General features: G+C 57.1%; 1 protein-coding gene. It reads right to left on the bottom strand.

Features of this window, described 5'->3' with window-relative positions:
• Positions 1-24: 24 nt before the first annotated feature.
• A complete protein-coding gene (locus WJM78_RS08640; RefSeq protein ID WP_339015135.1) occupies positions 25-18,024 on the bottom strand; it encodes an Ig-like domain-containing protein in 18,000 nt (5,999 codons plus the stop codon).
• Positions 18,025-18,064: the final 40 nt, after the last annotated feature.

Below are 18,064 nucleotides of genomic sequence, written 5' to 3'. Positions count from 1 at the left end.
AGGATTTCTCCCAGAGGCGTTGTTTTACACAATTAACAGTTGATGGTTAGCCAGCAGTGTAGCCAGATCCGTCTGCACGTCGCTCAACGTCACCAGCGTGGTTGGTGAGAACTGGCCTCCCGTCCCGTCTAGGTCAACGTGGATCTCGGTACTGCTGCCGTTTTGCACAACGCCGATGTAATCGGTGATGTTGCCCGCACCGCTGTCCAGCGTCGCCACACCGTTCACATAGCTCGCCGAGCCTGTGCCGGTATAACCGCTGCCAGAAAACAGATCGCGCAGGTCGATGCGATCCGTATCCGCTGTTCCTTCCCAGGTCCCCACGGTAACGCCGTTCACCACATCACTACCGTTGCCGCCCGTGGCATCTGACGCATTGATCAATTTATAGAGCAGCGTATCTTGACCACCGCTACCGATATTGAAGATGTCATTACCGCCACGGCCTTCGAAGAAGTTGTCCGCTACATTACCGGTAAAGGCATCATTACCGGTACCACCGGCTAATCCTTCTATGTTAACGAACTGAGCAAAACCAAACCCGGTATCTTGCATAGTGGTCTTACTCAAGTCGATGCTCAACGATGTCGTGCCCACAAGTTTATAGTCAACGATATCCATACCGCCTTCCGAGGACCAGACGTTAAAATCCGACACCACACGGCTACCGCCACCTCCGTTATAGATGTGTGTGCCAGCCGTTGCATATAACGTGTCGTTATAGCCTGTCCCCACAATACCGACTGTGTTGGTACCGTCAGTGGCGGCTAGCAAACTATCAACCGCCGAGTCTCCATTTTCTGCCGTCAGCACATAAGTATGGTTCTTCTCTACCGCCTTAAGACCGGCCCAGGAGGCGTTAACGCTCTCGATAGTATTCGTAACGCCGGAAGAGTCGAAACCCACGGACGATACACCGCCGAAGTCATTACCACTGGAGAGCAATACGGCACTGTAGGACTTACTCGCATCAAGACCGTAGAAATAAACAAGTCCGGTGGAGTCGTTCATGTTCACGCCGCCCTGCGGGTTAATCACCTGCGAGCTGACAACCTTACCGGTATTATCATCCACCAGTAGCACCGTATTACCATAGAAGGCATTAATACCATTTGCATCAGAAATACGCAGAATGATGCTGGTGCCATCATTAATAGTACTGGTGTTTTCGATGTACTCCGTCTTGCCGCCTGCCGCGCGGAACACAACCAAATCCCGGTCACCGTCATAATCGAGATCCAGCGCCAGCGCGCCTGTCGTAATGTTAGTACTACCCTGGTTTGCACCGGTTAACAGCGTTTGCGACGTCCAGTTAACCTGACTGGTACTGGTGTTCACACCGTTATTCAGCCACAGCAGACCGATGTTATTGGCGTTAGTGGCAACAGTACTACCCGCAGCACCCGCAATTTCGATCAAGTCCATCTTGCCATCGCCGTTCCAGTCCACAGCCAGCGAGGACATACTATTCACGCTGTCGCCAAAGGTCTGAATACTCGACCCTGTTCCCACACCGTTAGCCGCCGCAGTTAAATTCCCAGAGCCATTGTTGTAGAAAAGGGCACTGGTGGCGTTACCCTGGCCGGTCAGCCCCCCAACAAACAGATCCATATAACCGTCACCGTTAAGATCGGCCCAGGTCATCGTGGTGAAGTAGTTGCTTGTTGCTCCTTGGTTTCCTGAGAAAACGCCCGTCACAATCTGGGTATTGGTAAGCGTATAGTTACCATTGGCATTCACACCATTGGTCACCACCACCAACCGGGTAGTCGCAGTACTGGAACCACCACCTGATGTGAAGTTGGTTCCTGTCGTTCCGTGATACACAATATCGACATAGCCATCGTTATTGAGATCCACGCCGGAAAGATCACGACTCATCTGCGCGTTGTTATTGTTGGTTGATGCCACACCGTCCTGTATCGTAGAGGTTTCAACGTACGCACCGCTTTTATTGAAGCCGATGACCGTGCCGTCCGTGTTCATCACGACCTGGGTGTCATAACCGCCCCGTGCATTGGAGTCGTTTGGAGTGCCATCGCCGTAGACCATGTCAACATAGCCATCGCCATCAATATCAATGCCCATCACGCCGCCAAACCAGCTGTAGGTGTTACTGTTAGCATCGTTGGTTTGTCCCACAACACCGAAGGAACCTACCTGGAAGGTGGTGTACGTACCATCAGCATTGTATTTGAACGACTGCTGGCCGTTCGCAAAGCCGGTATCCGCCCCCAGGATATCCATCAGGCCATCGCGGTCAAAATCGACAAATGATGATTGTTGCTGTCTGTCTGGACCACTGATGACAACGGAACCAAATGATCCCAACGTCGTCGAACTGGTCGCATTCTGCGTGAAGACCGTCGAGTTACTGAGAAGACGCCATGAACCATCTTCAGCAAGGGTCAACGCAGTACCGGTATCCTGAGAAGACGCCGCATTTGAGGTAAAGCTAATCTGCGGCGTTGGAGATACCGTCAGTTCATTCGTGGAGTCATCCGCCGTAATATGCGTACCATCGGCTTTATAAAGCACAGCCTTAACATCATATGTTCCCAGTGCGAGCGCATCTCCGTCAGGAATTTGCACGTACCAGGTACTGTTCTTCGGATCGACGACCACGACACCGTTGTGGGAACTGTAAACCACATTGTTGACCGTCACTTCAACGTATTCACCATCAAGGATCTCGAAATAAACGCGACCAGTAATGATTGGCGTGTTATCCAACGTGTCCTGAGTCCCCACATACATTTGCAGGTCAACAGTGAAATTAAACACCGGAGAATGTGCGCCTTCGTTTCCGGCGGCATCGACAACCACCGCGTAGAATTCACCTTGTTGGCCGTCGACCAGCGGATCGATCAGTGCGAATGACCATGCGATACCGTTCACATTTGCTTCGCCAAGCAACGTGCCATCAGCGCTATAAACTCGCACCAGTTCTCCATTCAAAAGACCGGCAGACAAGGTACCGTTAAGCACCGGGAGGCGATCATCCGTTGTCGTACCAGACCCGAATTCGCCGCGTAACGACCCCACCTCGTCGATATAGCTGACAATGGTCGCGGCGGTAGCAGACGGCGTCAGGTCAACGGTGACAATCTGCTGAGCCGTAGCGCCAGTGTTCCCTGCCAAATCCACCACACGGACCTGATAGGTGTGATCGCCTTCCGGCAGGTCACGTGAGTCAACGAAGGTCCAGCGATTACCATTCATGGTCACATACTGCCAGACCACACCGTTATCTACGCTGATCTGAACATATTCGCCACTGCCCAGCGGGGCACCGATGGACCCATTGATGGTCAGAGACGTATCCTTGGTCAAGTAGTCGCTGTCGCGATAGCCTGTATCTGTCGAAATGCTGTCGATGCTAACGGTAATTGCGCTATCCGGCGCCACAAGATCGACCGTCACCTCCTGGTGTGCAGACGCACCGACGTTTCCCGCGGTATCAATTACACGCACCCAGTAGTCATAGGTGGCATTTTCCAGCGTACGACCATCAATATAGAACCAACTGTTGCCGATAACGGTGGCATACTGCCATGTTATGCCGCTATCCAAACTGACCTGCACAAATTCCCCATCTTGCAGCGTCGCACCGAGTGAACCGTTAAGCGTCAGTGAGGTATCTTTAGTGCTAAAGTCGCTGCTGCTCAGGCCGGTATCATCGCTGATGCGGTCGATGGAGATAGTTTTGCTGGCGTCCGGCACGACTGTATCAATCGTCACTACCTGGCTGGCGGTGGCGCTGATATTGCCCGCATCGTCAACAACGCGCAGTTGGTAGTTATAATCACCGTCGGCCAGCGTTCGGCTATCTACATAGGTCCAGCTCAAACCACTTACGCTGACGTCGGTCCAAGTCACACCACCGTCTAGACTGATCTGCGCGTGGTCACCGCTGCCCAGCGCCCCCCCTATGGTCCCTTTCAGACTGATCTGGTTGTCGCTGGTGATAAAGTCGCTGCCAGAGAATCCTGTATCCTGTGTAATGGAATCCACGGTAATGGTGGTTGCCGCAGGCGCGGTAAGGTCAATCACCACGTCCTGGCTGTCCGTTGCCCCAACGTTACCAGCATTATCGATAACGCGAACCTGATACTGATACGTACCGTCCGTCAGGGTGCGGCCATCGGTGTAACGCCAGCTGGTACCGGTGACGGTCAGATCAATCCAGGTTGATCCACCATCTAGGCTAATCTGCGCTTTCTCGTTGTTGCCAAGCTGTGCGGTCAGGGAGCCGTTAACGATCACATGGCTGTCGTTAGTGATGAAATCACTCGCGCGGAGGCCAGTATCGTTTTGCAACGAATCAATGCTGATCCCCATAGACGGCGCGGTGAGATCCACAGTTACCGTATGATTATCGCTGACACTGTTACCAATAGTGTTGCTCACCAAGGCGTTAATCACATACGAACCGCCATCCGCCAGCGCGGTCACGTCTGCGCTGCCGACCGTGTAAGTCCAACTGCCGTCAGCCCGCACAGTTGCGGTGTAGGTTTTGCCGTTCAGCGTCACTGTCACCGTCTGGCCCGCAGGCGCGTCGGTGGTGCCGCTGACAACCAGAGGGGTGCCGTGTTCGGCTGCATTGACGATACCGTCTTTCGCAAAGGTGTTGATCGTGATGGTCGGTACGTCACCGTTCAGCGTCACGTCGTGCGTTCCGCTGCCCGGGTTACCGGCCTTATCACTTACCGTTGCCGTAATGGTGTAATCGCCGTCACTCAGACCGAGAAAATCACGTCCCGGCACAAACACCGACCACGAGCCGCCAGCCCCCACGGTCGCCTGATAGCTGTGACCGTTGAAGGAGACAGTCACCGTCTGCCCCTGTTCCGCCGTGGTGGTACCGCTGATAGTCTGGCCAGCCTGCTGCTCGGCGTTGTTGACGATATCGTCATCTGCCACGGTGCTGATGGTGACGGTTGGCGCTACTGTATCTACCGTTAAGGTATGCGTACTCTGGCCGTTGTTACCGGCTTTATCGTTGACCGAGGCGGTTACCGTTAGCGCGCCCTGACTCAGCGTGGCTATGTCTGCAACTGGAACGGCCAGTGTCCAGGTACCGTCGTTGCCGACCGTTGCGGCATAGGTTTTGCCGCCCAGCGTGACGGTCACAGTCTGACCCGCTTCCGCATTGGAAGATCCGTGAACGGTCAACGGCTGTTGTGCTTCCGCCGCATTCAACACATCGTCGCCCGACAGCGTATTAACGCTGATCACCGGCGCGGTAGTATCCACACTGATGTTATGCGTTGCCGAGGCGCTATTGCCCGCGCTGTCCTGAGCAGAGACAGAGACCTGAAAGCGCGCGCCATCGGCCAGTGCGCCCACGTCTACGGCGGGTACGGTTGTGCTCCAGGTGCCGTCGCTCTGAATGGTGGCCGTATAGCTCTTACCGTTCAGGGTCACTGTGACCTGCGTGCCGCTGGCGAACTGCGCACTTGAGCCGTTAATCACCAATGAGGTTCCGGCCTCTACCGCGTTGATAACATCGTCGCCACCAATAGTGTTGACGGTGAGCGCCACGGAGACGGTGTTAACCACAACATCGTGCGTCTGGGTGCTGCTGTTACCCGCACTGTCCGTGATGGTCGCGCTGATGGTCACGGTGCCGTCGGCAAGCGAGGAGATCACGCTGGCTGGTACGCCCACGATCCAATTGCCGCTGGCGTCAACGGTGGTGGTGTACTGGCTAGAACCGATGGTAATCACCACCTTATCGCCGACGTTCGCGCCGGTTGTCGTACCGCTAACGATCTGCGCTTGTGCATGCTCCACGCTGTTGATGACGTCATCGCCCGCCACGACGTTAAAGCTAACGGTCGGCAGCGTGGTATCAAGCGTAATCGCTTTGCCCGCGCTGCCCGGGTTACCGGCAGCATCGCTCACGCTAACCTGCACGGTGTAACCGTTATCCGCCAGTGCGGACAGGTCAGTGCCTGGCACGTTGACGCTCCAGATACCGCCCTGCTGCACCTGCGCGATATAGCTCTTACCGCCCAGCGTAACGGTGACCGTCTGCCCCACTTCGGCGGTGCTGGTGCCGGTAATCGTCACTCCTGCGGACGCTTCGCTGACGTTGATCATGTTATCGCCGGCAACCTTATCAATGGTCACGGACGGGGCGGTGGCGTCCACACTGTACTCGCGACCTGCCGACGCGCTGTTGCCATTCACGTTGATCACGCTGACCTGCACGCTGGCATCACCGTCTTTCAGACCCGCAAGATCGGTAGACAGCACAATGGCAGTCCATTTACCGTCGGCATCCACATTGGCAGTGTAGCTCTTACCACCAAAGAGGATGTTGACGGTCTGGTTGGCTTCCACGTTGGTCGTGGTGCCGGACAGCACCAGATCCGCGCTCTTCTCCGCCGCGTTAATCACATCATCAGACGTGATGGCGTCAACGCTAATCGCGACCGTCGCCAGATCCACTTTCACATCGTGATGAATGGACACCGGGTTGCCTGCCGAGCTCTGACCTTCAACGGTCACTGTGACCGTGCCCGCAGTCAGCGCACTCACGTCTGTCGCCAGGAGCGCCGCCGTCCAGGTACCGTCCGCCAACACCGTTGCCGCGTAGGTTTTGCCGTTCACAGTCACCGTCAGCGCTGTGCCTGCCGTCAGGCCATCGCTGGAGCCAGTGATAATCAGGTTTTGACCATGTTCGATGCTGTTGATCACATCATCACCCGCCACGGTATCCACGCGCAGGCCCGGCAGGTTGGCGTCTATAGTGATATCACGCTCGCCGGTGCTGCTGTTACCCACGCCGTTGGTAACGCTGGCCGTGACGGTCAGATCGCCATTACCCAGTGCCGTCAATATGGATCCCGGTACGTTTACGGACCAGCTCAGATCGCTCTGCACCGTGGCGGTGTAATTGTTGCCGCCGATAGACACCGTTACGGTATTGCCCGCTTCTGCGTTTGCCACTTTGCCGCTGATCGTCTGCCCTGCTACCACTTCCGCCGCGTTAATAACGTTATCACCCGCAATGGTGTTGATAGTCACCGCCGGCAACGCGCTATCGACCTGCAAGTTGGCGGTATTACTGATACTGTTACCCACGCCGTTGGTGGCCGCCGCGATCAGGGTGTAGTTGGCTTCACCCAGGCCAGCCAGATCCGCCGCCGGTACCGTCAGGCTCCAGCTACCGTCCGCCGCAGTCGTCGCGGTGTACTGCTTACCGTTGAGAGTTACGGTGACCACCGTACCTTCCGCGAGGTTGGCACTGGTGCCGCTGACACTCAGATCCTGCCCTTTCTCTACCGCGTTCAGTACGTTATCGCCACTGATGGCGTTGAAGCCCACGGACGGCAGGCCAGTGTCGACTGTCACGTTATGGCTGCCGGTACCGGTATTACCCGCTGCATCGGTGACGCTGGCGTTCACCGTTACGGTGCCGTCGCTGAGGCCAGAAATGATGTTGGCCGGCACGCCCACGCTCCAGTTCCCCGCCGCATCAAGCACGGTAGTGTAAGTCTGCCCACCGATAGTGACGGTCACTTGATCGCCTACCGCTGCGCCGGTCGCGGAGCCGCTGACGATCTGTGCTTGGCTGTGTTCGAAGACATTAATCACGTCGTCGCCCGCGATGGCGTTGATGGTCACCACCGGAACGGTCACATCTACCATCAGGTTGTGGTCGACAGACGCCGGGTTACCCGCTTTGTCGCTCACGGATGCCGTGACGGTCACGCTGCCGTCAGTCTGAGCGGCTAGGTCAGCGGCTGGCACGTTGACGCTCCAGATACCACCCTGCTGCACCTGCGCGATATAGCTCTTACCGCCCAGCGTAACGGTGACCGTCTGCCCCACTTCGGCGGTGCTGGTGCCGGTAATCGTCACTCCTGCGGACGCTTCGCTGACGTTGATCATGTTATCGCCGGCAACCTTATCAATGGTCACGGACGGGGCGGTGGCGTCCACACTGTACTCGCGACCTGCCGACGCGCTGTTGCCATTCACGTTGATCACGCTGACCTGCACGCTGGCATCGCCGTCTTTCAGACCCGCAAGGTCGCTGGATAACACAATGGCGGTCCATTTACCGTCGGCATCCACATTGGCAGTGTAGCTCTTACCACCAAAGAGGATGTTGACGGTCTGGTTGGCTTCCACGTTGGTCGTGGTGCCGGACAGCACCAGATCCGCGCTCTTCTCCGCCGCGTTAATCACATCATCAGACGTGATGGCGTCAACGCTAATCGCGACCGTCGCCAGATCCACTTTCACATCGTGATGAATGGACACCGGGTTGCCTGCCGAGCTCTGACCTTCAACGGTCACTGTGACCGTGCCCGCAGTCAGCGCACTCACGTCTGTCGCCAGGAGCGCCGCCGTCCAGGTACCGTCCGCCAACACCGTTGCCGCGTAGGTTTTGCCGTTCACAGTCACCGTCAGCGCTGTGCCTGCCGTCAGGCCATCGCTGGAGCCAGTGATAATCAGGTTTTGACCATGTTCGATGCTGTTGATCACATCATCACCCGCCACGGTATCCACGCGCAGGCCCGGCAGGTTGGCGTCTATAGTGATATCACGCTCGCCGGTGCTGCTGTTACCCACGCCGTTGGTAACGCTGGCCGTGACGGTCAGATCGCCATTACCCAGTGCCGTCAATATGGATCCCGGTACGTTTACGGACCAGCTCAGATCGCTCTGCACCGTGGCGGTGTAATTGTTGCCGCCGATAGACACCGTTACGGTATTGCCCGCTTCTGCGTTTGCCACTTTGCCGCTGATCGTCTGCCCTGCTACCACTTCCGCCGCGTTAATAACGTTATCACCCGCAATGGTGTTGATAGTCACCGCCGGCAACGCGCTATCGACCTGCAAGTTGGCGGTATTACTGATACTGTTACCCACGCCGTTGGTGGCCGCCGCGATCAGGGTGTAGTTGGCTTCACCCAGGCCAGCCAGATCCGCCGCCGGTACCGTCAGGCTCCAGCTACCGTCCGCCGCAGTCGTCGCGGTGTACTGCTTACCGTTGAGAGTTACGGTGACCACCGTACCTTCCGCGAGGTTGGCACTGGTGCCGCTGACACTCAGATCCTGCCCTTTCTCTACCGCGTTCAGTACGTTATCGCCACTGATGGCGTTGAAGCCCACGGACGGCAGGCCAGTGTCGACTGTCACGTTATGGCTGCCGGTACCGGTATTACCCGCTGCATCGGTGACGCTGGCGTTCACCGTTACGGTGCCGTCGCTGAGGCCAGAAATGATGTTGGCCGGCACGCCCACGCTCCAGTTCCCCGCCGCATCAAGCACGGTAGTGTAAGTCTGCCCACCGATAGTGACGGTCACTTGATCGCCTACCGCTGCGCCGGTCGCGGAGCCGCTGACGATCTGTGCTTGGCTGTGTTCGAAGACATTAATCACGTCGTCGCCCGCGATGGCGTTGATGGTCACCACCGGAACGGTCACATCTACCATCAGGTTGTGGTCGACAGACGCCGGGTTACCCGCTTTGTCGCTCACGGATGCCGTGACGGTCACGCTGCCGTCAGTCTGAGCGGCTAGGTCAGCGGCTGGCACGTTGACGCTCCAGATACCACCCTGCTGCACCTGCGCGATATAGCTCTTACCGCCCAGCGTAACGGTGACCGTCTGCCCCACTTCGGCGGTGCTGGTGCCGGTAATCGTCACTCCTGCGGACGCTTCGCTGACGTTGATCATGTTATCGCCGGCAACCTTATCAATGGTCACGGACGGGGCGGTGGCGTCCACACTGTACTCGCGACCTGCCGACGCGCTGTTGCCATTCACGTTGATCACGCTGACCTGCACGCTGGCATCACCGTCTTTCAGACCCGCAAGATCGGTAGACAACACAATGGCAGTCCATTTACCGTCGGCATCCACATTGGCAGTGTAGCTCTTACCACCAAAGAGGATGTTGACGGTCTGGTTGGCTTCCACGTTGGTCGTGGTGCCGGACAGCACCAGATCCGCGCTCTTCTCCGCCGCGTTAATCACATCATCAGACGTGATGGCGTCAACGCTAATCGCGACCGTCGCCAGATCCACTTTCACATCGTGATGAATGGACACCGGGTTGCCTGCCGAGCTCTGACCTTCAACGGTCACTGTGACCGTGCCCGCAGTCAGCGCACTCACGTCTGTCGCCAGGAGCGCCGCCGTCCAGGTACCGTCCGCCAACACCGTTGCCGCGTAGGTTTTGCCGTTCACAGTCACCGTCAGCGCTGTGCCTGCCGTCAGGCCATCGCTGGAGCCAGTGATAATCAGGTTTTGACCATGTTCGATGCTGTTGATCACATCATCACCCGCCACGGTATCCACGCGCAGGCCCGGCAGGTTGGCGTCTATAGTGATATCACGCTCGCCGGTGCTGCTGTTACCCACGCCGTTGGTAACGCTGGCCGTGACGGTCAGATCGCCATTACCCAGTGCCGTCAATATGGATCCCGGTACGTTTACGGACCAGCTCAGATCGCTCTGCACCGTGGCGGTGTAATTGTTGCCGCCGATAGACACCGTTACGGTATTGCCCGCTTCTGCGTTTGCCACTTTGCCGCTGATCGTCTGCCCTGCTACCACTTCCGCCGCGTTAATAACGTTGTCACCCGCAATGGTGTTGATGGTGACACCAGGCAGTAGGGATTCAACGCTCACTGTGTGTGACGTGCTGGTGCTGTTGCCCACACTGTCCGTCGCGGACGCCGTGACGGTGTATAGCGCTTCACCCAACTGCCCCACCTGACCTGCCGGTACAGTGGTCGTCCACTGTCCGTTGCCATCGACCGTGGCACTGTAGGCTTTGCCGTTCAGCATCACGGTGACTACTGTGCCCGCCGCCAGACCAGTCGCTGTGCCGGAAATAGTCAGATCCTGGGTTTTCTCGATGTTGTTAATCACATCGTCGCCGGACACAGTGTCGATGGTCAGAACTTGCGCGGTCAGGTTCACTTCAATGGCATGCGTAGCGCTGTTGCTGTTACCAGCTTTATCGGTCAGCTCGGCGGTGATGGTGTAATCCCCGGCCGTCAGCGCGTTAACGTCTGCCGCAGGCACCCCCACGATCCAGTTGCCCGAGGCATCCAGAATGGAGGTATAAGATTTGTTGTTGATGGTCACGGTGAGCACATCGCCCGCTGCCGCACCGGTGACGGAACCAGTGACAATCAGCGCCTGCGCGTGCTCGGCGCTGTTAATCACATCGTCGCCCGAAACGGTATTGATGATCAGCTGTGGCACAGTGGTATCGACCAGCACATCACGATCCACAGAGGCCGGGTTGCCCGCTTTGTCGGATACGACAGCGCTGATGGTGTAGTTTCCATCGGCAATAGCGCTCAGATCGATTGACGGCACGGTCACGATCCAGCTGTCGTTCGCCTGCACGATCGTGGTGTAGTCCACGCCGTTCAGCGTGACAGTCACTGTCTGCCCCACTTCGGCGGTGCTGGTGCCGATAATCGTCACTCCTGCGGACGCTTCGCTGCCGTTGATCATGTTATCGCCGGCAACCTTATCAATGGTCACGGACGGTGCGGTGGCGTCCACACTGTACTCGCGACCTGCCGACGCGCTGTTGCCATTCACGTTGATCACGCTGACCTGCACGCTGGCATCACCGTCTTTCAGACCCGCAAGGTCGCTGGATAACACAATGGCGGTCCATTTACCGTCGGCATCCACATTGGCAGTGTAGCTCTTACCACCAAAGAGGATGTTGACGGTCTGGTTGGCTTCCACGTTGGTCGTGGTGCCAGACAACACCAGATCCGCGCTCTTCTCCGCCGCGTTAATCACATCATCAGACGTGATGGCGTCAACGCTAATCGCGACCGTCGCCAGATCCACTTTCACATCGTGATGAATGGACACCGGGTTGCCTGCCGAGCTCTGACCCTCAACGGTCACTGTGACCGTGCCCGCAGTCAGCGCACTCACGTCTGTCGCCAGGAGCGCTGCCGTCCAGGTACCGTCCGCCAACACCGTTGCCGCGTAGGTTTTGCCGTTCACAGTCACCGTCAGCGCTGTGCCTGCCGTCAGGCCATCGCTGGAGCCAGTGATAATCAGGTTTTGACCATGTTCGATGCTGTTGATCACATCGTCACCCGCTACGGTATCCACGCGCAGGCCCGGCAGGTTGGCGTCTATAGTGATATCACGCTCGCCGGTGCTGCTGTTACCCACGCCGTTGGTAACGCTGGCCGCGACGGTCAGATCGCCATTACCCAGTGCCGTCAATACGGATCCCGGTACGTTTACAGACCAGCTCAGATCGCTCTGCACCGTGGCGGTGTAATTGTTGCCGCCGATAGACACCGTTACGGTATTGCCCGCTTCTGCGTTTGCCACTTTGCCGCTGATCGTCTGCCCTGCTGCCACTTCCGCCGCGTTAATAACGTTGTCACCCGCAATGGTGTTGATGGTCACCGCCGGCAATGCGCTATCGACCAGCACGTCATGGCTGCTGCTCGCACTGTTGCCTGCGGTATCGGTCACGATCGCCGTCACGGTGTAATTCGCTTCGCCCAGCGCGCTCACCGCAGAGGCTGGCACGGTGACGATCCAGTTGCCGCTGACGTCGGTGGTAGCGCTGTAGTTAATGCCGTTAAGGGTGACCGTAATGGTGGTCCCGTCCGGCTGGTTGTTGGTACCAGAAAGCAGCAGATCTTCGCCTTTCTCGGTAGCATTGATCACGTCATCACCCGCAAGGGTATTGATGGCGATCGTCGGTGCAGTCAGGGAAACCGCCACATCATGCGTCGCGGTAGTACTGTTACCGGCTTTATCGGTGATTGTCGTAGAGATCGTATGGTCGCCATTGACCAGCGCGCCCACATCAGCCGCCGGGATCCCCATGCTCCAGTTGCCGGACACGTCCAGCATCGCTGTGTAATTTTTACCGTTCAGGGTCGCGGTGATCACATCGCCCGCCTGTGCGCCGGTCACGTTGCCGGAGACAATCAGCGCCTGGCCGTGTTCAGCGATATTCACGATATCGTCACCCGCAACGATGTTGAAGGTGATCTGTGGCACGGTGATGTCCACCAGCACAGAGGCATCCGTGCTGACCGGGTTGCCCGCTTTGTCGGAAACGATAGCCGTTACCGTGGCATTACCGTCGGTGATACCAGCCAAATCGGCTGCCGATACGTTGAGCGTCCAGCTGCCGCCCATCTGAACCTGCGCGGTATACTGATTGCCATTGAAAGTCACGGTAACGGTCTGGCCCGCTTCAGCGGTTGATGTACCGCTCAGAGTCAGATCCTGCGCCGCCTCTGCTGCGTTCAGCATGTTGTCATTGCTGATGGTGTTAATGGTGACCGTCGGTGCAGTGGCATCAACGCTATATTCCTGCGCGGAAGAGGCCCTGTTGCCATTCACGTTGGTCACGCTCACCTTCACGCTGGCATCGCCATCTTTCAGACCGCTCAGATCTGCCGCCGGAACTGTGTATATCCAGTTGCCGTTTGCATCCACCGTTGCGTTATAGGTTTTACCGCCAAAGGTGACCGTAACAGTCTGACCCACCTCAACGTTGGATGAGGAACCGGAAAGCACCAGATCCTGGCCTTTTTCCGCCGCGTTAAGCACATTGTCAGCGGTGATGCTGTTGATGCTGATCGCCACCGGCGCGAGATCGACATCCACCACAGTCCCGATATTCACCGGGTTGCCAGAGGTATCCTGCGCGCTGGCGCTGATAGTGAGCGAACCTTCTGCCCACTGGGACACATCCGCCGCTAGTACAGCCGCCTTCCAGGTCCCGTCAGCCAGTACTGTTGCGGCATACTCTTTGCCGTTAATGGCCACGGTGACTGTGCTGCCTGTCACCAAGTCTGTACTGGTGCCGGACACAATCAGGTTCTGGCCGTGTTCGATAATGTTGATAACGTCATCACCCGCCACGGTATCGATACGCAGGCCCGGCAGCTGGGCGTCGATGGTGAAGTCCAGGGAAGAAGAACCGGTATTGCCGTACGCGTTAGTGACGCTTGCCGATACGGTCAAGTCGCCGTTACCGAGTGCAGTTAATTGGCTCTGGGTTAACGTGATGCCCCAAATGAGACCAATCTGTACTGTGGCGGTGAGAGTCTGACCGCCTAGGGTAATATTGACAGTGTCACCAGACGCTGCATTAGTCACCTTGCCGGTAAGGGTTTGACCCGCTGATACTTCCGCCGCGTTAACAATGTTGTCGCCCGCCAAGGTGTTGATGGTGACAACCGGCAGCGAGCTGTCTACTAGCACATCATGTGTGGCAGAGGCGCTGTTGCCCACATTGTCGGTGACACTCGCCGTCACTGTGTAATTCGCTTCGCCCAGCGCGCTCACCGCAGAGGCAGGCACGGTGACGATCCAGTTGCCGCTGGCGTCAGTGGTGGCGCGGTAATTGATGCCGTTCAGGGTAACGGTGATCGTGGTCCCTTCTGGCTGATTGCTGGTCCCGGAGAGCTGCAGATCTTCACCTTTCTCGCTGGCGTTAATCACATCGTCCGCTGCCAAAGTATTGATGCCAATATCCGGCGTGACGGTATTAACAACGACGTCAAGCGAGCTGCTGCCCGTGTTGCCGGACTGGTCGGTCACGGAGACGTTAATGGTCCAGGTGCCGTCTGCCAGACCCTGCACGGCGGACGCTGGCAGGCCAAGACTCCAGTTGCCTGCCGCATCCACCACTGTGGTGTAATCCACATTATTGATATTAATTGTTACTAAATCGCCCACAGCCGCACCGGTGACGGAGCCACTCAGGATCTGCGCCTGGGAATGGGCAAGCTGGTTAACGGTATTGGTATCGGTGACAAAATCGTTAATGGTCACCTGCGGTACGGTAGCATCCACCAGCCCAACACGGTTCGCGCTGCTACTGTTGCCCGCCACATCACGCACGGTTGCCGTCACTATGACGGTACCCTCGGCCAGTGCACCGACGTCAGCGGCAGGTACGCTCAGTTGCCAGGTACCGTCCGTCTGTACGGTGGTCTGATAGGTTTTGCCGTTCAGCGTCACGGTGACCCTCTGGCCCGCTTCCGCATTGCTGCTGCCGCTTAACACCAGTTCCTGCTGCGCTTCTGCCGCATTGATGATGTTATCGGTGGTCAGGTTATCGAGCGTAATCGTTGGCGGCTGGGTATCGACCGTCACCACACGCGATGCGTCGGCGCTGTTGCCGTTGACGTTAGTCACGCTGACGCTCACCTGCGCGCGCCCGTCAATTAGCGTTTCCATTCTGCTGGCCGGTACGGTCAGGCCCCATGAACCGTCCAGCTGTACCTGCGCGGTAAAGGTCTGGTCGACGAATTTCACCACCACGGTCTGCCCTGCTTCCACGCCCTGCGTCTGGCCGGAGAGGGTTAAATCACTGCCTTTTTCAGCAGCGTTCAGCATGTCGTCGTGGGTGACGGGATCGATGGTGACCGCCACTGCATTCAGGTCGAGTTCGATTAGGTGTTCAGCAGAAACCGTGTTACCCCAGGCATCTTGTGCACTGACGAGCACGCCGATGTCACCCGCCGTCCAGGCTTGAAGATCGGAGGCAGGTACACCGATCTGCCAGCTACCGCTGGCGGTGACCACGGCGGCATAATCGATGTTATTGATGGTGACGGTGATCTGCGTGCCTGCTGCCAGATGGGTGCTGGAGCCGGTGACGGTCAAATCCTGCTGCTGCTCAATGGCGTTGACCACGTCATCGCCAGAGATAGTGTTGACACGCAGGCCCGGCAGTTCAGCGTTGATGTTGATATCACGCTCACCTGTGCCGGTATTACCGTGGCTGTTGGTAACCGATGCGGTAAAGGTCAAATCGCCATCGCCGAACCCCTTAAGATCCGCTGACGGGATAGTGACGCTCCAAGTCAAATCGCTACCGACCGTTGCAATGTAGCTTTTGCCGCCCACGGTAATGGAGACAGTATCACCTGCCGCCGCGCCGGTGACGCGTCCACTCAGCGTTTGATCAACGCCCACTTCAGCGTTATTGACCAGGTTGTCGCCCGCAAAGGTATTGATAATCACCCGCGGCAGCACGGTATCAACCAGCAGGTTCGCGTTGGCAGAACCGCTGTTGCCGACGCTGTCGGTGCCGCTGACGTTTACGATGTAAAGCGTGTTCGCCAGATTCAGCACGTCAGAAACCGGCACCTGCACCGACCAGACGCCGTTTTCGACAGTGGCTTGATAGTTGACGTTGTTCAGCATCACGATGATGGCATTGCCGTCTGGCACATTGCTGGTGCCGGTCAGGCGCAGCGGCTGTATCGCCTCCTGGGCATTCAGGACGTTATCCTGGCTGATGGCGTCTATCGTAAATTCCGGAGGGTTACCGCTCAGCATGATGCCGCGCGTGGCGCTACCGGTATTGCCTGCCGCATCGGTAACGGAGGCCGAAATGCTGTGGTTGCCTTCACCCAATGCGCCCAACACGTACGCAGGTGCACCCACGCTCCAGCTGCTGTCCGCCTGCACTAAACCGGTGAGTGTCTGCCCCCCGACAGTGACTGTGACTACATCCCCCACAGCCGCGCCGCTTGCCTGGCCGGAAATAATCTGGGCCTGACCCTGCTCGCTGGTATTCAAAATATCATCCCCTGACACGGTGTTGATAGTTACCACCGGAGCTAGGGTATCGACAGTGAAATCGGCAGTGGTATAAGATCCATTCCCCGCTTTATCACTGACGTTCACCGTCAGGGTATAGTCGCCATTCGCCAGCGATTCCACCTCACTGGCAGGCAGCGTGACGTACCAGGTACCGTCGCGGTCCACCGTTACCGAATGGTTTTTCCCGTTCAGCGTCACCGTCACAATCTGACCAGCTTCCGCGTCCGTTTTCCCTGTCAGCGTCAGGGCTTGATTGTGCTCAGCCGCGTTGATAATGTTGTCACGGGCTATGGTATCGACCAAAATTGCAGGCGCAGTGGTATCAACACCAATCGTCTGGCTTCCGCTCACGCTGTTACTCGCCGCATCTTTGCCGCTTACGTTCACCGTCCAGGTGCCGTCACCTAGTGCCCGAGCGTCTGCTGCAGATACTTTAATGTTCCATGCGCCACCGGCCTCCACTTCAGTCGTGTAGGTTTTTCCGTTCAGCGTAACGGTAAGCGCTGTTCCCTCAAGCAGATTTTTGCTTTCACCGGAGAGCGTAAAACCTGCGGACTGCTCGCTGGCATTGATAACGTTATCGCCCGCCGTCGTCGCCAGCGTAATAGTGGCGACGGCGGTGAAGATGGTCACGGTGATGCTACCCGCAGAGGTAATTTTACTGCCGTCGATCTGCACAACCGACCAGGTATGTTCCCCGTCTGTCTGGGTCGGCAATTTTACAGTCCAAGTGCCATCTATACCGACCATGGTGCTGGCTATTGTGTTTCCTCTGCTGTCTTTGACCTGAATGGTCGCGCCCGACTGCCCAGTGCCGCTAAAGGTTGGGGTGTTATCATCCGTGATCTCTTTTGCACTCAGCACACCCTGCTTGTCACCTACTTTGTCCGTCAGCAAAAAGGTCGGCGTTGCACTTTCAACTTTGGTATTGTCGATGATTTTGGTTTCCCCGTCACCACCGTTTGCCAGCAGTGCGCCGATGGCACCGCCGCCCAATGCAGCCCCCGCAATCCAGCCCCACGGCACATCGCTTAAAACACCTCCCTGCTCAAGGAAAGGTTCGATACTGCTAATCCGTGTAGCCTGCGCGGTTAATTCGATGGCTGCAACGCCAGACGCTTCTCCGGCATCAGCAAAAGAAATATGAGTCAGTTCCTGTTGATCGTTGAAAACCAGTTCTGACTGATTATGGGTCTCAGGATCTTCGACAAAATAGTTATTGCAGCGGATAACGCTGCCATCTTTCATGTAAATAATGAGGTCTTTTCCCTGGCGGACATAACGCACCACGTCCTGAGCAGAACCCTGAATTTCAATGACACTTGGCGATGGAATAGAAACCGACAAGTTCCCCTCACCGGTTAATTTCGTTATCTCCGCTGTTTTTCGAATAATGACATCAACAACTTTAATGACTCTCATATTCTACCCCTTGCAGGTGCGCGGACACCTTTGGATATTA

It is taken from the genome of Aeromonas popoffii, assembly GCF_037818705.1.
GTDB classification, from domain to species: domain Bacteria; phylum Pseudomonadota; class Gammaproteobacteria; order Enterobacterales; family Aeromonadaceae; genus Aeromonas; species Aeromonas popoffii.
Note: the sequence above shows the minus strand (reverse complement) of the source record. Positions and strands in the feature narration are given on the sequence as shown.

What these genes read in the sequence shown, in the direction of transcription:
- WJM78_RS08640 (WP_339015135.1), bottom strand. Translation starts at nt 18,024, where the DNA reads ATGAGAGTCATTAAAGTTGTTGATGTCATTATTCGAAAAACAGCGGAG.